Origin of the sequence: Paenibacillus mendelii (genome assembly GCF_024498075.1) — a bacterium.
In the GTDB taxonomy this organism is placed as follows: Bacteria; Bacillota; Bacilli; order Paenibacillales; family Paenibacillaceae; genus Paenibacillus_Z; species Paenibacillus_Z mendelii.
Genome location: NZ_JANHOF010000002.1, coordinates 602,915 through 622,046, shown reverse-complemented (window position 1 = coordinate 622,046; position 19,132 = coordinate 602,915). Strand labels below are relative to the sequence as shown.

The window sequence follows — 19,132 nt, the reverse complement described above, 5'->3', positions numbered from 1 at the left end:
AGCCATGAAGGATAAGGGGGACCAACTATGAGACATAAGAAATGGTTGACGACAGTCGCTGCTTCCGTGATGGCATTGTCGGTATTGGCTGGATGCGGTTCAAACAATAGCGGCGAAAGCAACGGTTCTGCAGCTACGGGGTCCAATGGCGCAGCTAACGGAGGTAAACAGTTCGATAACATGGAGCTGAACGTTGCCGTATTCCAAGGCGGTTATGGCCGTGAGTACTGGGATACCATTGCTGCGGATTTCATGAAGGATTACCCGGGCACGAAAATCAACATTACGGCAAGCCCCAAAATCGCCGAGCTCGTCCGGCCGAAAATCGTAGCAGGCAACCCGCCGGATTTCATGTACATCGCGGGCAGCGACAATACGCCGATTCTCGCCGGATTGATTAAAGATAAAGCTTTACTGGATCTAAGCGACGTGTTCAACGCACCTGCGGAAGAGGGCGGAGCACCGCTCAAGGACAAAATTATTCCTGGTGTTCTTGAATCCAGATCCAGCTCCCCATACGGAGACGGCAAAGTGTTCTTGGCTCCATACAACTTCGGTGTGATGGGCCTGTGGTACAACAAGACGATGCTGGATGACAAAGGAATTGCCGTACCTAAGACGTGGGACGAATTCATCGCGCTGAATGCCACGGCTAAAGAGAACGGCCGTGCGCTCTTTACCTACCAAGGACTCTATCCAGGCTATCTGGAGGAGATGATCGTTCCTTCGATTTATAACGTTGGCGGGCAAGAAGCACTGGATCAATTCTACAACTATGATCCTGAGTTTTGGAAGAGCGATACGTTTAAACAAGTGTGGGGCGTTCTGGGTAAGATCGCCAGCGAAGACAACGCACTGATGAAGGGCACGATTGCCTTGAATCATACGCAAGCACAGACAGCGTTCATGCAGGGCAAAGCCATGTTCATCCCGAACGGCACTTGGTTTGAAGACGAAATGAAGGATGCGCCTCGTGAAGAAGGCTTCCAATTCGGATTCCTTGGAGCCCCGGCTTTCCAAGCGGATCAGCCAGCGGTGGCGATGACCTTGATCGAGCAGATGGTTATTCCGGCGAAAGCGAAGAATCCCGAGCTCGCGAAGGAATTCCTGAAATATCTGTATAGCGACAAAAGCGTTAAGCTGAACGCCGAGAAATCGAAGGGCGTGCTGGCTGTTAAAGGCGCTGCCGATCAAGCGAAGGAATTCATCTCGGAGTCGACTTACAATGTGTATAAAGCGGTAGACAACGGCATGACCACCGTCAACGGAGCGTTCAAGTCCGTGGCGAAAGGCAGCAAGTACAACCCGAACGATGAAGTATTCAAGCCGATCTCTTCGATTATGAACAAACAGATGACGATTGACGAATACAGCGACAAGCTTTACAAAATCTACACAGACATTCAACAAGAGCTAAAAGATAACGGAGCTGCCGAGTAAGAGCTCCCGCTTCCCGGAAACCTGCCGCGCGTTTGGACGAACCCGGCAGGTTTTCTGCTTGAGGGCGAAAGGAAGGAACTAACCTATGAATATGAAAACTAGACGGGGATTCTTCATTGCGGCCTGCCTGCTTCCCGGGCTCGCATTATTTATCCTGTTCAAAGTATATCCGACGATCCAAATCTTTCAGAAATCCTTGTATTTATGGACCGGAGTCGGCGACACACCCAAATTTATTGGATTGAAGAATTTCGTAGATATGTTTAATGACGAAGCGTTTCTGCTCGCACTGCGCAACACCGGATTCCTCATGCTTATTGTTCCCGTTCTTTCTCTTTTGATCGCGCTCATCAATGCTTCCTTATTGACGCAAACGAAGCTGAAGGAACGCGGCATTTACCGGACCGTCTTTTTCTTCCCGAGCATTCTATCCTTCGTTGTCATTGCCATCCTGTGGTCGTTCATCTATCATCCTACGATGGGATTCGTTAATTCCGGTCTCGAGCTGCTGGGCTTGGGCGATTGGGCATTATCGTGGCTTGGCGATCAGCGCACCGTGCTGTGGGCATTGGCGATTACACTGATCTGGCAGGCAACAGGCTATTACATGGTCATGTACATGGCAGGGATTGACGGCATCTCGCCCGATTTGTATGAAGCGGCAGGCCTGGATGGCGCGACGCGCATTCAGCAATTTTTCCATATTACGATTCCGATGCTCTGGGAAATTATTCGGGTGACGATTATTTTCAGCATCAACGGCGTGCTGACGATCAGCTTCGTCATCGTGTCCATCATGACCGGCGGCGGACCGGATCGACATTCGGAAGTTGTGATGACTTATCTGTACAGTCAAGCTTTCACGAATTCGAATTTCGGCTATGCGATGGCTATCGGCGTGTTTATATTCATCGTATCGCTTCTGCTCGCCTTGATCAGCAACAAATTAACGGAAAGGGGGTCGCACTGATATGTCCGCTAACCCCACGGCAATCCAAACAAGAAGGAAAGCGCCTGCGGTTATCGGCAAGCTTGTGCTGCGCGTCTTCCTAATCGTTCAGACGTTAATCGTCGTATACCCATTATTATGGAACATACTAGCTTCGTTCAAATCGAACGCAGAGGTCATGGAAAGCCCGTGGTCGCTTCCTTCCGTCTTGAATTTCGATAACTACGTGCGAGCGTTCACGACAGCCAAAATCGGCGACTACATGATCAACTCGGTTCTCGTTGTCGTCATGTCGATGGCGTTATTGCTATTAACGGCTGTTCCCACCGCTTACGTGCTCGGTCGGATGAAATTCCGCGGGCGGTCTTTTCTGACCAATTTCTATATGGCCGGTTTATTCATTGGCGGCGTGTATATCATCGTTCCTCTGTTCATTATGATGAACGACATGAATATGCTCGACAATCGTTTCTGGCTTAGCGCCGTATATGCGACAGGAAGTCTGCCATTCTCAGTCTTTCTGCTGACAGGCTTCATGAAGTCCATTCCTCACGACTATGAGGAAGCGGCCATGATCGATGGCTGCGGCTATTTCGGCACGCTCTTCCGGATCATTACGCCGATGGCCCGTCCAGGGATTATCACCTTGATCGTATTCAGCTTCTTTGATTTCTGGAATGAATATGTGCTGGCGATGACCTTCATTACGAGCGACGCGAAGAAAACGATCCCGATCGGCTTGTCCAATCTGATGTCGATTCAGCAATATGCCACGGATTGGGGCTCCCTGTTCGCCGGGTTGGTTATCGTTCTCGTGCCGACCATCGTTGTATACGCACTTCTCCAGAAGAAGCTGACACAAGGTATGATGCTTGGCGGCGTGAAAGGTTAATCCGTATGATTGGAGCTCGTACTGCTGTGTTCTTCAGAATCTTTCATCCTGTTTCACTCGATGTTCTTCACATATGAGCTCATAGACGAAAGCCCCAATGAGGAGCAGCATTAGCTGATTCTCATTGGGGCTTATTGTATGAATGGCGGTGATAGAGCCAATCTTGGCTAGCAGGAGTTTACTTTGATTTTGACTCGGCAGGCACTTCGTCAACGTTTCCGTTCGGAGCTTCCGCACCCGGCTTTTGCTCGGGCAGGTCCGACTCTTTCAACCAGCGCATGCCGCTGGTCGTCTCAATGAACAGCCAGCCCTTCCATCTCTCGCGTACAATTACTGTCTGCTTGGTCAACTGAATGCTCGATGGAGCCGCAACGAGCGGCGAATCATGCAGAGGGGTATCAGGACCGATTGTTACAGTCATGTTCTCCGTCTTCTCATAAGGGCCGCTCAATACGGCTCGCGATGAGATCCAGCTAGAGCCGTCTGCGGTCCGTACTTCCAACCAATCGCCTTTCAAGTGAATTGTTGTGTAACGCCCGGGAGCAAGACGACCGGCTTGCTTCGACTTTAAATCCGGAAACAAATAGCTGGTTTCGGCTGTCGTCAACCGGATATTGGAGGTGAGAGAAGCCGCCTGCTGACGCTGCAGCCACAGGTCGTAACCGATTTGGGCGAGCAACCAGCCCGTGTGCTTGTGCTGTCCCCAAATTCGGGGCCATTCCGATAGGGGGACATGTGTTTCCCCAGCCGACCGGCCAAGCTCCGGCGTTAGCCCGGGACGGCCGAAATCCTGGATGAACCAGTCGGTGAATCCGCCTCCGGACGGATTTGGCGTCGGCTGGACCAGATGGTAGCCGGTAAGCTTCGCATAAGAGGATGCGAATTGATGATCCCGTGCAAGGTTAGCTGGCTTGGTCTTGAAATTCCAGTATAGAATCTCGCCTGAGCTATGATAGGCAACCGCAATTTCCGGTTGGATGGAGCGGGCAAGCTCATACATCGCTTTGGCTTCCTTTGCCTGCAGAGGCTGCTTACCCTTGTAATTCATATAATGAGGACCGGGTGAAGGGTTGCGAATGTTGGCCCAATTGGCTGGATATTGGCGATTCAGGTCAATTCCCTTCGCATTGGCTTTCCATCGTTTGAAATTCGTGCTTCCTCCGTTCATGCGCAGGAGTGATGCGTGATCGGAGGCAGGGAAGGCCGACAAGCCCAATTGCTGCAGGGTTACGCCGTCCGGATTGACCATCGGCACCAACTTGAACGTAACTCTGTCCAATAGATCGCGGGCATTATACCCGTCTGGGGTGGCGGCATTGTTATCATATTGAACGGCCATCTGTTCCATCAGCGTCATCATGGTGACGGTCGTAATCCATTCCCGGGCATGATGGGAGCCGAGCAGCAGAATGACGGCGGGGCCTTTGCCAATTTCGGCGGTCCACAGCTCGCGGCCGTATTCACTCTCGCCGGCGGAACCAATATGAATGAGTTCGGGATAACGGGCTGCAAGCAGCTGCAGATCGGCGCTCATACGGTCATAGGTATAGATTTGCTGCGGTTTGACAATGGTCGATGAAGCACCATGGGCAGGTGGTGTACTCGGTACAGCGATGCAGAGAAGGGTAATTGCGCAAAGCAAGGCTATCCAGCGGAATGGATGACGGGTATGTTGCTGTGTGTAAGGCTGCATAAGACTTAAGTCGCTCCTATAATGTCGAATTTTGGGTGAGGATGACTTAATTCGACATTATAGGCCTAAATCCTTCCAATACGATCCGTTTCGTTGTCCTAATTATATCGAAAGAACCTTGCTTTCGAATAATAGAAGACTATGGTCACGTTAATGTTTCCCATTTCTCCCACATATCCCGAGGGTTTCGTTCGTAGATCTCCTGCTCACGAAATAGATAAGCGTGCATAATAAACTCTCTTCGAATTGTGGCGAAATCGGGATGAAACTGCTGAATAAACTCGTTTATTTCTTTTTCCTTGTAAGATCTTCCGGGCTCTAGCTGCTCGGCCAGATACTCCAGTACAATGCGCTTCTTCTTCAGCTGAGCGGGGATATGCTTGAGCCTGCCTTCGGAGGTTATAAAGTTTCTTAGGACGGACTGCTTCAATCGTTCATTCTTCTCATCCATCGGCTCGTTCTCCTTTAATTCATCAGTTGGGCGGTCAAACAATCGCTGCATGGCACCCGCATACTGCTTCAAAAAATACATATTTAATGAAAAGAAAATCGCGTTCTTGTCCCGCCGTTCATTAATGAGGCTGACAGCGCGCAGCTTCGCAGCATGATGAGTGACCGTTGCAGGCGAGAGACAGAGCTTCTCTGCGAGTGCCTGGCCTGTCAGCTCCCCATCCGCCAATAAGATTAATATTCGAACACGTGTCGGATCTGCAAGTGCTTTGTGGTAGCCGACGATTTTATCCAGCTGCATCATGATTATGGATCACAACCTTCTTTATTTAGATAATTATCTAATTAGATATTAATCTAATTAAAGATCGGAAGTCAATCCACTTTCGTCCGGGGTAAAGTATTATTTTCGTTATGAGATGGTTAGAAAAAGGAGTAAACTAAAAGGAGAGGTCAAGCGATGACCAATCATGAGGAGTGCTGTTCGTCGGAAGACTTGATGATAGCGCAGTAGACGGCATGAGGCTGATTGAGCTGCGCACGGTCATCGATAATTACAGAGATTATCGTTGCCATCATTCGTAACGTAGGCCATGTGGTGCAGGCAGCTATTGCCGGCGGCCATATTGCTGCAATTCCTGTCTCACTGCTGCGATCGCTTTGGAAGCATCCGCTGAACGACATCGATATCGGTTCTTGTGTGATTGGGGCAAAATGGGTAAATGAGCTTCAGGACTCCATAGACTTATGTGCATGCGTGTCGAAACAGGCCGTCTTTGTATAGAGAGCGTCTGTTTTTTATGTAAAGCTAACTTGGGCTTGCAATGCTTGCTGGAAATTACAGACCAACGATAATAGGGATTTCGCTTGTCCAATGACAACCGAAATCCCTATTTCATCCAATCCATACTATTCAATTGTTACTGACACACTCCGTTCAACACAACTCGCGTTGCCTAATAATAACCGGTCATCATCACTTCGAAAAGTTTCATCCTAGTTCTTGGGTTCCCACATGTCTCAAGCAAGCACATTGCTTACTCCTTTCCAAATTCTTTCCTTTGCTGTCAACCGAGTCCGTGTAAACTCTGGACCTATCGATTGCAGTTACTGCCAACCGAGTTCCGATTAATTACGGCCCTAACGGTTGCAGTTACTACCAACCGAGTTCCGATTAACTTCGGACCTAACGGTTGCAGTTTACTGTCAACCGGGCTCCGATAAATCTCGGATCTAACGGTTGCAGTTTACTGTCAACCGAGCTCCGATAAATCTCGGATCTAACGGTTGCAGTTTACTGTCAACCGAGCTCCGATAAATCTCGGATCTAACGGTTGCAGTTTACTGTCAACCGAGCTCCGATAAATCTCGGATCTAACGGTTGCAGTTCAGAGACATGTTTCGCTAACCTGCTTCATTGGACTATCCCCTTTCGGTGTAGTGCATCATCCCTCTCCAGCTCATCTGCGAAACTGAAGTTGAATGATATGTCTTTATTGTAAGGGGGATGCACAATTATGTAAATATTCAGAAAATTGCAAAAACAGTGATTGGTACAAGTTAACTGCCTATATGCTGTTATTTCCTTAGTTTTCTTTACAATTCCTCCATATTGCTTGGTGGATAAATATGGCATACACCATAGTGAAAGAGGCTTAACCCCGCCGCAGCAGGGCTAAGCCTCTTTATAGAACAACCAGATTAACTATCTATCTCCGGAACTTACGGATTGCGATCCAGATGGCGTAAACCGCAAGCAGGCCGGCGGCGATGCTAGCAGCAGCGGCGACCGTGTTGTTCTCCTGCTGCTTAACTGCAATGGCGATGAATGCCCATACCAACACGAGTACGTAGAACGGATCGCCATAGATTCCTCCGATCACCAGTGCGAGAAGTGTCGCAAGAGCGAGAAGAATGACGGTCCATGCAGAAGCGGATAATCCAAATCCTTCCCAGCCTAATTTATAGAGAGCCACGGTAACGTTGACAATCGTAGCGATGCTAATCCACCCAAGATAGATGCTGAAAGGCAGCTGCACCAGAATTCGCTCCCCTGTCGTCGGGGCAGAGGTGGCGGATTGAACGCGTGAGTAGATGACGATTAATGTAATAAGAAGAGCGAGCATGACAAAAACACTGCTCGTCACATATTCATAATGCCAGACGATGATCCAGGCCATATTCAACACGCAGCTGAATAGGAACCAGGGTCCGATACTCTTAACCGTTGTTCGATCCATTGCTCTTCTTCTAGCTTGATAAATAGCAAATCCGATCAACAGCACATAGATGAGCGTCCAAATGGAGAATGCGTATCCGGCTGGCGTAATGAGAACGGGGTATTTAGCGGATAACTCACCGGTTGTTTTTCCGTTAATCGACAGTAGATTGGCTAAGGCGTTAATGACGATGACGGCAAGTATTCCGAAGATGTTCCACAGGCGATATACGTTTCGGGTATACATGTAGATTCCCTCCTTCTTGGCATTCAATCGTTGAGATAGGTAACGGACCTCTATGATGGTATATATTCACCATTACGTTTGTTGATTAAACGAACTTGTACGAAGGAAAAAGGATTGACAGCTGAAAGAAGGCACGATATATTATAACCATCGGTTAGTAACCAATGGTTATTGAAAATGAAACGGAGGAAATCAGATGAAGATCGAACAAATATCGAAGCATGTATGGAGCCTACGAACGTGGATGCTTATCCCTGTCACCGTGTGGGTTGTCAAAGAGGAGGATGGTGTCGTCCTGATCGATGCTGGCATTCCCGGCATGGCCAAAGGAATCTTATCATTCATTGACAGGCTGAATGCAGGACCGCTTAAAGCCATTTTGCTGACACATGGGCATTCCGATCATGTAGGCGCAGTGGAACGTATTTTGAAGGAGAGGTCTGTTCCGATCTATGTGCATCATATTGAGATGCCTTATATGGAGGGAGATGCTGCCTATCCACGCCGTAAGAAAGCCGCACAATCCGTGAGGAAAGGAGTTGCGAAGGCGCTTCAAGAAATGCAGGAGGGACAACTCGCGGGAGTGGGCAGCTTGAAGCCGCATTTTACCCCGGGGCATTCGCCCGGACATGTAGTGTATTACCACGAGCAAGATGGTGTGCTGCTGGCGGGAGACTTGTTTACCTCGAAGAGAGGAAAGCTTCGCAAGCCCATGGCGATGTTCACGGCGGATATGGATGAAGCGATGCGGAGCAGCAGGATCGTAAGCGAGCTGCGGCCCAAGCGGCTTGAGGTCTGCCATGGCGGGCCGGTGCTTGCTCCTGCGGAGCAAATGAAGGTTTATTTGCAGCAATGAGCGTTTTGGATGAATGGCCGGCGGAGCGGGGACTCGTATCAAGATTTGGCTGCAGGAAAGATGGGCCTTCATAATAAGAGCAGGCGGACGAAGGGGTCTGCCTGCTCTTGAGCTAAGACTTATTACGCTATTGGAGTGCCATTCGGGACAGATTCGTCCGGGCGAAGCAGTACGACGTCGCCTTCAACAGGAACGCCTCCCAGCACGAGAACCTCGGACTTGAAACCGGCAACCCGGCGCGGGGGGAAATTAACGACGGCCGCTACTTGACGGCCAATCAGCAAATCAGGCGAATAGCGTTGTGTAATCTGGGCACTGGACGGCTTGATGCCAAGCTCCCCAAAATCGATCTGCAGCTTAATAGCCGGAGTACGAGCTTCTGGGAATGGCTCAGCGCCGATAATCGTCCCGATTCGAATATCCAGCTTGAATAAATCTTCAATTTCGGCCATTAGTAAGAAACCTCCTGAGCATGATTCATAGAACGGCGAAGACGCTCTGCGCGTCTCACGTTTTCTTTGGTATAAGCAGGAGTCCTTGGATGGGATAATGCTTCCTCCGTTGTCATCCAGCTTAAGTTTGCGATTTCTTCCGGACTTGCTAGATACGGTTTTCCTTCCCCGGCTTCGCACAGAAATAAGATGTTTATAACCGGTTCTCCGGAATCCATAGCAGATAAAGTGCTATGTACATAATGAAAGGGGCCGCTAACCTCCAGCCCCACCTCTTCCATAACCTCGCGTCTTGCCGTTCTTTCTAATATATCAGCGTCATGATGCGCCAGCTTGACCTTCCCGCCAACAAAGGCAAGTGCTCCGTTAGCATGCGTGTCTGGATCATTACGCTCGATAATTAACCATTTACGCTCCCGGTATAGAGCCACCTCGACATTCACGATAAACACAGCATCGCCTCCTCTTGGCAAGAATCAAACGTTCTCGTTCGTATAGGATACCCGCGAGTCCAGTGTGAGCTTGAGACTATGCCGAGCTTCATCCCATTCAACCGCTGGCTGATGGCGGTCGTATAACCACCACTTCCGCGGCGCAGTGGAGCCGGGCAGCTCCTCAAAGTAAAAGAGATTGAGATCGTTTGCGAGGCGCTTCACCTCTGCGCCGATAGGCAGCGGGACATTCTGAACCGTCACGGTCCAATGCTCACCGGTTGGTTCGAGTGTGAACGGACAACCAGTGACGGAAGTATCCAGCAAAAGTCTCCCGATGACTTGTTTAATCAGCAGTCTTTTATTCACCTGTTCGGGCATAATGGACCTCCTTAAAGTTTTGTGGAGCAAGACTTCTGGATAATCTTCGTAACAAAACTCGCTTCGGAAGCATAGGCTTAAAGTTTTGTGGAGCAAGACTTCTGGATAATCTTCGTAACAAAACTCGCTTCGGAAGCATAGGCTTAAAGTTTTGTGGAGCAAGACTTCTGGATAATCTTCGTAACAAAACTCGCTTCGGAAGCATAGGCTTAAAGTTTTGTGGAGCAAGACTTCTGGATAATCTTCGTAACAAAACTCGCTTCGGAAGCATAGGCTTAAAGTTTTGTGGAGCAAGACTTCTGGATAATCTTCGTAACAAAACTTCGCTTCGGAAGCATAGCTAAAGTTTTGTGGAGCAAGACTTCTCTGGATAATCTTCGTAACAAAACTCGCTTCGGAAGCATAGGCTTAAAGTTTTGTGGAGCTATGGCAAATCAATCAGCATGAACATTGCGCCTGATTCGGACTCCATCGTTAGCTCTGGCTGCTCGGTAATTCGAGCGGAATCCTGTTCTTCAAGCTGTATAGAGCCCTCCAGCAACAGTCCGCCTTCGATCACGAAGAGATAGATTCTACGGCCTTCCGGCTGCTGGAATCGCAAGGATTGTCCGGGGTCCAGCTGCGATAAATACATCGTCAAATCTTGGTGGATATGCGCGACATGTATGCTGGATTGGTGCGAAACGATAGGCAGCAGCGCGTTCTTCATAGCGGCTGGGTCATAAGAAGTTGTTTCGTAGGAAGGAGGAAGCTTGCTCTCTCCCGGCGTGAACCATATTTGCAGCAGGCGGCATTCCTCGTCCGATGGATTAACCTCCGAGTGGATGATTCCCGTACCTGCCGACATTCGCTGTACGCCTCCGAAGCCTGTAACGGCCGTATGGCCTGTATTGTCTTCATGCTTCAGTTGTCCCTTGAGTACGACGGATACGATCTCCATCTCGCGATGCGGATGAGCGCCAAAGCCATGGCCCCCTTGTATAATATCATCGTTAAAAACGCGTAATGCACCGAATTCGGTGTTGGTTTCATCGTAATAATCGCCGAATGAAAAGCTGAACCGGCTGCGCAGCCATCCTCTGTCCCCCGCAAAACGGGATGAATCCGGATAAATCTTTATCATGAGCTATCGCTCCCTTCATTTACTTATTACGATATCATGACTAGCTGTTGGGTTGCAAAATTGGGACAATGAGTATGGAGGCTAGTCTGACGATTGGTTTTTAAACAATAGCTTCGCTGCAGCAGTATAGGATGTTCGGAACGTGTCATAATTTCCCGGGCAATAGGAAAGAAGCCCTGCAATGCACAAAGGCGCATCCCGTTGAATTGCGGGGTGCGCCTTTGTTCTTTCGGGAAAGAGTTCAACCTTTCGGTAGTACGTATCAACAGCGGACGCAGCCGTTATTGACCGACGATGACATGCTCCTTGGGATAGCGGATCCGCACCGGCTGATCGTCCTTCTTCAGGAGAAGGAGGTTGACGAGTCCGATCCGGCCGATAATCATCGTGATAATGAGTACGATCTTGCTTGCGGTACCTAGCGTTTCGGTTATACCTGCGGAGAGGCCGGTCGTTCCGAATGCGGAGCAAACCTCGAACAATAACCGTTCGAATGGAATGTCTTCAAAGGCCGTAAGAAGAAGGACGGATGTAAAGATGAGGCCAATGGCCGCGAAGAAAACGATGAAGGCACGTTTAATGTCATCCTCCTCCAGCTCCCTGCCGAATACTTTAACCTCCTTATAGCCCCTCATATAGGCGAATACCGCCGCCACTAACACGAAGAAAGTGGTGGTGCGGATACCGCCGCCGACGCTGCTTGGCGATGCCCCGATAAACATCAGTCCGGACAGCATCATCATCGTCGATGTCGAGAGGAGCGAAATGTCCATCGTCGACAACCCGCCGCTGCGGGATGAAACGGAATGGAACAGAGCGTAGAAGAAGGATTCATGCCAGGATTTATCCTGCAGAAACCGTCCCTGCTCGAATACATAGAACAAGAGCGCCCCGACAACGATCAATACAGCGAAGGTGAGCGTCGTTATTTTCGTAAAGAGCGAGAAATGCTGCCGCTGCTTCCGGTTCACCAGCCGGCGCTTCAGCTCAAGCAGAACCGGGAATCCGATTGCACCGCTAATAATGAGAAACATCACGATCACCTGATAGATGTAATCATTGGCATAGCTGATCATGGAATCGCTCTGCAGGAAGAAGCCTGCATTGGTGAACGCGCTGACAGATGTGAAGAAGCTGTTGAAATAGGCGGTGTACCAGTGATCGTGATAACCGGCTAACCATGTATAGGTACCAAGCAGAACGGTTCCAATCAATTCAATAATGAGAGCGATCATCAGAATGCTTCGCATTAATTGAACGAGACCGGAAAGTCCCGGACGATTGTGATCTGTCGCAATGACCATACGCTGCTCTAGTCCGATCCGCTGGCCGAATAGCAGCCAGAATAGTGTGCTGAGCGTCATGATGCCGATACCGCCGATTTGAAATAAGACGGTAAGCAGAACGATACCCCCGTTGTTGAACACCTCATGAACGGTAACGACACTAAGACCTGTCACGCTCACCGAGCTGGCTGCCGTAAACAAAGAATCGATGAAGCTCAAGCTGACCCCTGGCTTATGAAAGATCGGGAGGCGAAGCAGAACCGCAGCAAGGAAGGTTGTTAGAATATAGAGCATAACGACAAGTTGTACAGAACTTAACCTCCGTTTGCGGGAAGGTAAACGCAAGAAGATCGCCTCCAGAAGGCCTTTTAGATGTATGATACCAGATTGAGCGGTCTTTAGACAAAATATGACCAAATGAAATAACAAACGGGACGCCTGTCAGCAGACGCCCCGTCCTGTGATTATTTCCTTATGAACTTGTTGAACGGTTAATACGCAGTTAGAACGCCCAGTTGCCTTTACGGAATATAGGTTCGACCGTACCGTCTGGACGTATGCCGTCGATATCCATATCCGCCGAGCCAATCATGAAGTCGACATGCGTAATGCTGCTGTTAACCCCATGCTTCTCCAGCTCTTCCGGGCTCATCGATTTGCCGCCTTCTACATTGAAGGCATATCCGCTGCCGATGGCAAGGTGATTCGAGGCATTCTCGTCGAACAATGTATTGTAGAACAGCACGCCCGATTGAGAGATCGGGGATTCGTGCGGCACCAGGGCGATCTCGCCTAAATAGTGGGATCCTTCATCGCTATCGACGAGCTGCTGGAGGATAGCTTGCCCTTCCTCGGCTTCCGTCTTCACGATGCGGCCGTTCTCGAAGGTGACTTTAAACCGATCAATGATATTCCCGCCGTAGCTAAGCGGCTTGGTGCTGGACACATAGCCTTTCACACCTTCCTTAAGCGGAACCGTGAATACTTCTTCAGTCGGCATGTTAGCCATGAATGGAATGCCGTCCACATTGGTGCTGCTCGCGCCTACCCATAGATGCTTATCGTGAAGCTCTATCGTCAGATCCGTTCCTGGAGCCCGGTAGTGCAGCTTCCGGTAGTGCCGCTCATTGAGAATATCGACTTTGCTATGTAGGTTCGCATTGTGGTCCTTCCATGCTTGAACCGGATCGGGAGCTTGGAGACGAACGGAATCGAAGATGGCCGACCACAGCTTGCTGACAGATTCATCTGCCGTAGCATCCGGGAATACTTTCGCCGCCCATGCTTTCGAAGCTGCTGCGACAACGGTCCAGCTCACTTTATCCGATTGAATCGCCCGGCGGAACTCGCGGAGTCCAAGGCCGGATGCTTTCTGATAGCTGCCGATCCGCTTGGAATCAATCCCCTTGAGCAGGTCGGGACTGGACGAAACGATGGAGATGAATGCCGCGCCGCGCTTGACAAAATCGTTTCGTTTGGCGGTTTCCCACTCGGGGAATACATTAAACACTTCATCCTCGGCCTTCTCGTATTTCAAACGTGACAATGCTTCGTCGACCCAATCCACATGCACGTTCTTCGCGCCGGCTTCGTAGGCTTTGCCTGCGACAAGTCGCGCAAGGGAAGCCATCTCAATGGAAGCGGTTATAAACACTTCTTGATGCTGCTGTACGTTAACACCGACTTTAACGATCAATTCTGCATAACGCTCTAGTTGTTGTTCCAATGCTGCCATGGTATCAAACTCCCTTCAAGAATGTCGCTTACTTTGTCTAGTATACCTCACTTGGCCGAAGGATTCATAATTCACCCCGCACGATTTTATTGTGGGGATTCAGTGCGAAAAGGTGTGAGGAAGGACTTGGGAATGTCTGTCTCAAAGCGCATCGCGTCCCCTGTCGTGGGGTGGGTAAAGGACAAGACGCGCGCATGCAGCCCCAAGCGGCCGATGGGCTTCGAGGTAGAGCCGTATTTCTTGTCGCCTGCGATGGGATGCCCGATATCCTGCATGTGTACGCGTATTTGATTTTTCCGACCGGTTTCGAGCTGGACTTCTAATAAGGAAAAGCTTCGATTGGTCTGTATCACTTTATAATGCGTTACGGCATGCAGACCATCGTTAGGATAAGGGCTGGAGTACATCTTCAGCGTCTTGCTCTCTTTCAGCCAAGAGGATATGGTGCCTTCAGGCTTCTTGATCGATCCCTCGACAAGGGCAACGTACAGACGCTCATTAACGAGCTCCTTCCAGCCGTTCTGCAGCGTTTGCTGCACCTGCTCGCTCTTGGCGAACATCATGACTCCCGAAGTGTCCCGATCCAAGCGGTGCACGACAAATATACGGTTCTTGGCGTTTTCTCTGCGAACATGGTCGGTGAGCTGGCGATAGGCGGTTAATTCGGGCTCCTGGGATGAAGCGATCGATAACAAACCGGCATCCTTCGATATGACGATAATGTCTTCGTCTTCATGCAAGATCGTAAGACCGATCATAGGTGGAGCGGCATCAGTCTTATCCATGCGGATGGTGACTGTCTGTCCCGGCTGCAAGGGATAGTTGTAGGTCGTTACGGCAGCATGTCCATTGACCGATACTTGTCCGCGGGCAAGCAATGCCTTGACGGAGTTGCGGCCCATATGCGAGAGATTCAGCAGTAGGAACGACAGCAGCTCGGCCGGTTCTTGAACGGTGAATTGTTTGTCCGGAATCGTTCTGCGATCACGATCGACACGGGTCCGGTCGTTTCTCTGACTTGTTCCATTACCTGTACCGCGGCTTGAGGGCGTCTTGGCGCGGCTAGGGGCATGCCCGGGCTTTGCCGCGGGGGGAGGAACGGTACCTTTACGCCTCGTTCCACGGCTGCCATTATCCCTGCTTTGTTTCTTGTCTCTTTGTCGATCCGTCATTACGCTATAACACCGTCCTCTGCAAGTTAACCTCAATATAGCACGAACAGCCTTGCAATGCCATGAAGGGATTGGTTGCGCCCGTGACTATGAATCTACCGCTATTCCTATGAGAAGAGGCCTGTTTTCATCATTTTCATAGACAAAAAGCTAGGGGGGGTGATACGATAGCCACATGGAATTTTAGGAGATAATTGGAGGAAATCAGAAGTGAAATTAAAGATGAAGCAACACATGCTGCTGTCCGTGCTCGCTGCCGGACTTGTACTAGCGCCGCTGTCGGGACTTTCACCCAGTCATGCTGCCGCAGCGCCTGTAAGTACCGCAGCCTCGCAATCCTCCACCATCTCCGTATTTTTAGATGGAACGAAATTAATTTTATCCCCGTCACCGATCGTTACGAATGGGACAACACTGGTACCGATGCGGGCGATCTTCACCGCATTGAATGCGGATGTAGCTTGGGAGCCGGAGACCAAAACAATCATTGCAAGCAAAGGCAATACGAAGATATCCCTGCAGATCGGCACCAAGCAGGCGATTAAGAACGGAAAGGCCGTGAAGCTGGACGTGCCTGCCCAGCAACGGAATGGCGCTACATTCGTACCGCTGCGCTTCGTGGCAGAGGCATTAGGCGCCGATGTTGCCATGGATTCGAAGACGAAGGTGATTCGAATCACCTCCGCCGAGAGGCTCTATGCAGCACGAGAGGAAGCCTGGCGGAAGGCACAGGAAGCTTTGGAGGCTGCGAAGCCGAAGCTGACAACGAGCAAGATCGTACAGTTGAATGATGAGAAGGTAGTTATGATTAATACGAAACGTGCGCAGGGAAGCGGTGTTGTCATCGGGGGCAACCAGATTCTGACCAATTATCATGTCATAGCCGATGCATCCGAAGCAACGGTGATCACCATAGACGGCGATTCGCTAGAGGTGGAAGGCATCGTTGCTTACGACGAAGATTACGACCTTGCCGTTATTCAGACCAAGCAGGAAATCGGATATGACCCGGTTCTGCTTGGAACCGGCTACGATCTGCAGAAGGGCGATCATGTCGTGGCGATCGGCAGCCCGCTCGGTGTGCAGAATACCGTGTCCGAAGGAATTGTAAGCAATATTTATTATGATGCGATCCAAATCAGTGTGCCAATCGACCACGGCAGCTCAGGCGGTGCGCTGTTTAACGATTACGGCGAGCTGGTGGGTATCACCTCTTCCGGCATAGATAAATCTTCCGCCGATCTGAATTTTGCCATTCCGATGTCGAATGTCTTTTCACTGCTTGATAGCATAGAGTATCCTGTCGGGGAGGTGGCATTCCTGCCGAGCCGTCTCCCGGATACGCTGGTTGGATCCTCTACAGATGAAATCCGTAAGCTGATGGAGGACGAATTCGGAACGCTGCCGACCTCAGAAGGGGAGACGAAGCTGGAGCGCTGGAACGTATCGCGCGATGCGAAGAGCGGATTGCTTATTACAGCCATTATTGATCCTTCCTTCTATATGCTATACGGTCATTCCACGGTCGATGAGCTGCGTTACTGGGCAGTCGATGCGGGGGCAGAGCTTCGTCGCATGCTTCCTGAGGACCAGATTCAATTAGTTGTATATTATGAGCAGGTATTCAACTTCGAGCCTCGTGGTTTCAAAGAGGGTGAAGTGACGAACCTGGGGAACGGAACGTGGCGTGTGCGTTATCCGGTGATCGACATGCAGGAGAAGGATAAGATGCATGTGCAGGTACGTTCTTAATCTTGACATCCTTATCGATAGCGTATAAGAGTGAAGGGCTGACCTTGACAGAGCGATTTCGCGCTGCAGAAGGGGAGCCCTTCTTTTTTGACCGTATTTTCGGTACAATGGAAACAACTTTGGTTCATAAATGAGGGACACTACAAAAATGAAAGTTGTACTGGCGACCTTGAACGCCAAATACATTCACACCTCGCTCGCGCTGCGCTGCCTGAAAGCGTACTGCGGAGACGAGTTCGACATGGATATTGCGGAATATACGATTAAAGATCCGGTGATGAACATCGTCTCGGATCTGTATGCGCGCAATCCGGACGTGGTCGGCTTCTCGTGTTACATCTGGAACATTGAGGAGACGATTACGGTTATCGATATGCTGCGAAAAATCATGCCGACCGTACGAATCGTGCTCGGCGGGCCTGAAGTGAGCTACGATATGAACTTTTGGATGGAGCGGCTTCCTGAGGTCGATTTTATCGTCGTAGGCGAAGGAGAAGAAACCTTCCACCATCTGCTCACTGAGATTCGGGACACGCAGAAGTTCCATATGGTATTCGGTGTGACCTACCGGAAACGGCACGCGGACGGCAGAGAAGAGGTTATCGTTAATCCGCCTAGGCCGAAGCTCGACCTGGCCAAGCTTCCTTCGCCGCACCGGTTCGCCGAGGATGTGCCCAGCCTTGCAAACCGGGTCGTCTATTTCGAGACGAGCCGGGGCTGCCCATTCAGCTGCCAGTTCTGCTTATCCAGCATTGAGAGCGGCGTTCGCTACTATGATATCGAGCGGACGAAGGCAGACATTGTGTATCTGATCGATTCCGGGGCGAAATTAATCAAGTTTGTTGACCGGACGTTCAACATCAAACGGGATTATGCGCTCGAGATGTTCCGGTTTCTGATCGAGAACCATCGCGGATGCGTGTTCCAGTTCGAAATTACGGGCGACATTATGCCCCCGGATGTGATGGATTACTTAGCTGAGCATGCGCCACCGGGCATCTTCCGATTCGAGATCGGCGTGCAATCGACGAATGATCTGACGAATGAAGCGGTTCAGCGCAGGCAGAACTTCGAGAAGCTGTCGCGGACCGTCCTGAAAGCCAAGCAAAGCGGTAAGATCGATCAGCATCTTGATTTGATCGCAGGCTTGCCGCATGAGGATTACGACACGTTCAGCAAAACCTTTAACGAAGTGTTCGCTCTCCGTCCGGAGGAGATGCAGCTGGGCTTTCTGAAGATGCTGCGCGGCACGGGAATGCGGCGAGAGGCAGAGAAACACGGTTATGTTTATATGGACCGGGCGCCTTATGAAATTCTGGGCAACAATTTGCTTCCGTTTGGTGATATTGTAAGGATTAAACGCGTCGAGGATGTGCTGGAGAAGTATTGGAATGCGCATCGGATGGATCATGTGCTGCTCTATCTCGTGGAGCGGGCGTTTCCTTCGCCGTTCGATTTCTTCCAGCGCTTCGGCGATTTCTGGGAGAGCAAGGGCTGGCAGAAGATCGGTCATCAGCTGGAGGATCTGTTCTCCAGACTCTGGTCATTCCTGGAGAAAACGATTGAAGATGCCCGGATTTCCGGCACCGCGCTTACTTGGCGGCCAGATGTCGTACTCGGCCTGATGAAGCTCGATTACTTCTTGAACCATAAATACAAGCCGCGCAAGGTTTGGTGGGATTTCGTCATGGATAAAGCAGTCTTGAACGGTTGGATGCAGCGTCTTGCGGATCGTCCTGGTGAGGTTTCCGGCGACTTTGCAGAACTGGCTCTTGGCGAGAAGGAGATGCACAAGCATTCGGTCATCGAACGGCTTCCATTTGATCTGGAGACCTATCTCAAGACAGGTGAAATTCAAGCTTCCGAAACATTGTTAATCGTTGTATATGGCAACGGCGGCCGTCAGGACGGTGCGCCTCCGAAGGCGTTCACGCTGCTTCTGGACAAGGCGGTATCGTTGTAATCGGCTATTCGAACGAAAGATTTGCACAAGCCGTTGCGCAGGCAGAATGTTCTTCCGATCGCTGTTGTTCCCGGATTTCATTGAATTGTATT

General features: G+C 50.3%; 16 protein-coding genes. 6 read left to right on the top strand and 10 right to left on the bottom strand.

Going from position 1 to position 19,132, the window contains the following annotated elements:
- Positions 1-27: 27 nt before the first annotated feature.
- From NNL21_RS10095 to NNL21_RS10085, 3 genes are all read left to right on the top strand, one after another.
- Positions 28-1,440, top strand: a complete 1,413-nt coding sequence (locus NNL21_RS10095) for a carbohydrate ABC transporter substrate-binding protein (RefSeq protein ID WP_204817115.1) — start codon at positions 28-30, stop codon at positions 1,438-1,440.
- A gap of 85 nt (positions 1,441-1,525) precedes the next feature.
- A complete protein-coding gene (locus tag NNL21_RS10090) occupies positions 1,526-2,410 on the top strand; it encodes a carbohydrate ABC transporter permease (protein WP_204817119.1) in 885 nt (294 codons plus the stop codon).
- A 1-nt stretch (position 2,411) separates the two neighbouring features.
- The gene (locus NNL21_RS10085) at positions 2,412-3,281 is read left to right on the top strand and encodes a carbohydrate ABC transporter permease (RefSeq protein WP_204817122.1); all 870 of its coding nucleotides are present in this window, start codon (positions 2,412-2,414) and stop codon (positions 3,279-3,281) included.
- Positions 3,282-3,459: 178 nt separating this feature from the next.
- Here NNL21_RS10085 and NNL21_RS10080 read toward each other — a convergent pair whose 3' ends face one another.
- The 3 genes from NNL21_RS10080 to NNL21_RS10070 all read right to left on the bottom strand — a co-directional run bounded on the left by NNL21_RS10080 (position 3,460) and on the right by NNL21_RS10070 (position 7,889).
- The gene (locus tag NNL21_RS10080) at positions 3,460-4,974 is read right to left on the bottom strand and encodes a M14 family metallopeptidase (protein ID WP_204817125.1); all 1,515 of its coding nucleotides are present in this window, start codon (positions 4,972-4,974) and stop codon (positions 3,460-3,462) included.
- Between the two features lie 145 nt (positions 4,975-5,119).
- Positions 5,120-5,725, bottom strand: a complete 606-nt coding sequence (locus NNL21_RS10075) for a DUF2087 domain-containing protein (RefSeq protein WP_204817927.1) — start codon at positions 5,723-5,725, stop codon at positions 5,120-5,122.
- 1,408 nt (positions 5,726-7,133) lie between these two features.
- Complete coding sequence (locus tag NNL21_RS10070) at positions 7,134-7,889, bottom strand: TspO/MBR family protein (RefSeq protein WP_204817128.1); 756 nt, start codon at positions 7,887-7,889, stop codon at positions 7,134-7,136.
- Positions 7,890-8,085: 196 nt separating this feature from the next.
- Here NNL21_RS10070 and NNL21_RS10065 point away from each other — a divergent pair, with 196 nt between their 5' ends.
- Positions 8,086-8,745, top strand: a complete 660-nt coding sequence (locus NNL21_RS10065) for an MBL fold metallo-hydrolase (RefSeq protein ID WP_204817130.1) — start codon at positions 8,086-8,088, stop codon at positions 8,743-8,745.
- Positions 8,746-8,867: 122 nt separating this feature from the next.
- On the opposite strand, the gene csaA is transcribed toward NNL21_RS10065, so the two are convergent.
- The 7 genes from csaA to NNL21_RS10030 form a co-directional block, all read right to left on the bottom strand.
- Positions 8,868-9,197, bottom strand: coding sequence for a chaperone CsaA (gene csaA, locus NNL21_RS10060; protein WP_204817132.1), 330 nt, complete (start codon positions 9,195-9,197; stop codon positions 8,868-8,870).
- On the bottom strand, positions 9,197-9,649 hold the full coding sequence (locus NNL21_RS10055; protein ID WP_204817134.1) for an NUDIX hydrolase: 453 nt from the start codon (positions 9,647-9,649) through the stop codon (positions 9,197-9,199). The genes csaA and NNL21_RS10055 overlap by 1 nt, the downstream gene beginning before the upstream one ends.
- Positions 9,650-9,673: 24 nt before the next feature.
- Positions 9,674-10,009, bottom strand: a complete 336-nt coding sequence (locus NNL21_RS10050; protein WP_204817135.1) for a hypothetical protein — start codon at positions 10,007-10,009, stop codon at positions 9,674-9,676.
- 424 nt (positions 10,010-10,433) lie between these two features.
- Positions 10,434-11,132 carry a pirin family protein gene (locus tag NNL21_RS10045; RefSeq protein WP_204817137.1) on the bottom strand — a complete coding sequence of 233 codons (699 nt, stop codon included), beginning with the start codon at positions 11,130-11,132 and terminating at the stop codon, positions 10,434-10,436.
- Positions 11,133-11,413: 281 nt separating this feature from the next.
- The gene (locus tag NNL21_RS10040; RefSeq protein ID WP_204817928.1) at positions 11,414-12,712 is read right to left on the bottom strand and encodes a TrkH family potassium uptake protein; all 1,299 of its coding nucleotides are present in this window, start codon (positions 12,710-12,712) and stop codon (positions 11,414-11,416) included.
- 208 nt (positions 12,713-12,920) lie between these two features.
- Positions 12,921-14,153 (bottom strand): aminopeptidase, encoded by a 1,233-nt coding sequence (locus tag NNL21_RS10035; RefSeq protein WP_204817139.1) that lies wholly within the window; start codon positions 14,151-14,153, stop codon positions 12,921-12,923.
- Between the two features lie 86 nt (positions 14,154-14,239).
- Positions 14,240-15,325, bottom strand: coding sequence for an RluA family pseudouridine synthase (locus NNL21_RS10030; protein WP_204817141.1), 1,086 nt, complete (start codon positions 15,323-15,325; stop codon positions 14,240-14,242).
- Positions 15,326-15,535: 210 nt separating this feature from the next.
- Between NNL21_RS10030 and NNL21_RS10025 the strand changes: the two genes are divergently transcribed.
- Positions 15,536-17,077, top strand: coding sequence for a stalk domain-containing protein (locus NNL21_RS10025; RefSeq protein WP_204817143.1), 1,542 nt, complete (start codon positions 15,536-15,538; stop codon positions 17,075-17,077).
- Between the two features lie 148 nt (positions 17,078-17,225).
- The gene (locus NNL21_RS10020) at positions 17,226-19,040 is read left to right on the top strand and encodes a B12-binding domain-containing radical SAM protein (RefSeq protein WP_204817144.1); all 1,815 of its coding nucleotides are present in this window, start codon (positions 17,226-17,228) and stop codon (positions 19,038-19,040) included.
- The last annotated feature ends 92 nt before the right edge of the window (positions 19,041-19,132 follow it).

Excerpts from the sequence above, each read along its gene's own strand:
- NNL21_RS10095 (WP_204817115.1), top strand. The coding sequence starts at position 28 with ATGAGACATAAGAAATGGTTGACGACAGTCGCTGCTTCCGTGATGGCA.
- NNL21_RS10090 (WP_204817119.1), top strand. The coding sequence starts at position 1,526 with ATGAATATGAAAACTAGACGGGGATTCTTCATTGCGGCCTGCCTGCTT.
- NNL21_RS10085 (WP_204817122.1), top strand. The coding sequence starts at position 2,412 with ATGTCCGCTAACCCCACGGCAATCCAAACAAGAAGGAAAGCGCCTGCG.
- NNL21_RS10080 (WP_204817125.1), bottom strand. The coding sequence starts at position 4,974 with ATGCAGCCTTACACACAGCAACATACCCGTCATCCATTCCGCTGGATA.
- NNL21_RS10075 (WP_204817927.1), bottom strand. The coding sequence starts at position 5,725 with ATGCAGCTGGATAAAATCGTCGGCTACCACAAAGCACTTGCAGATCCG.
- NNL21_RS10070 (WP_204817128.1), bottom strand. The coding sequence starts at position 7,889 with ATGTATACCCGAAACGTATATCGCCTGTGGAACATCTTCGGAATACTT.
- NNL21_RS10065 (WP_204817130.1), top strand. The coding sequence starts at position 8,086 with ATGAAGATCGAACAAATATCGAAGCATGTATGGAGCCTACGAACGTGG.
- csaA (WP_204817132.1), bottom strand. The coding sequence starts at position 9,197 with ATGGCCGAAATTGAAGATTTATTCAAGCTGGATATTCGAATCGGGACG.
- NNL21_RS10050 (WP_204817135.1), bottom strand. The coding sequence starts at position 10,009 with ATGCCCGAACAGGTGAATAAAAGACTGCTGATTAAACAAGTCATCGGG.
- NNL21_RS10045 (WP_204817137.1), bottom strand. The coding sequence starts at position 11,132 with ATGATAAAGATTTATCCGGATTCATCCCGTTTTGCGGGGGACAGAGGA.
- NNL21_RS10040 (WP_204817928.1), bottom strand. The coding sequence starts at position 12,712 with ATGCTCTATATTCTAACAACCTTCCTTGCTGCGGTTCTGCTTCGCCTC.
- NNL21_RS10035 (WP_204817139.1), bottom strand. The coding sequence starts at position 14,153 with ATGGCAGCATTGGAACAACAACTAGAGCGTTATGCAGAATTGATCGTT.
- NNL21_RS10030 (WP_204817141.1), bottom strand. The coding sequence starts at position 15,325 with ATGACGGATCGACAAAGAGACAAGAAACAAAGCAGGGATAATGGCAGC.
- NNL21_RS10020 (WP_204817144.1), top strand. The coding sequence starts at position 17,226 with ATGAAAGTTGTACTGGCGACCTTGAACGCCAAATACATTCACACCTCG.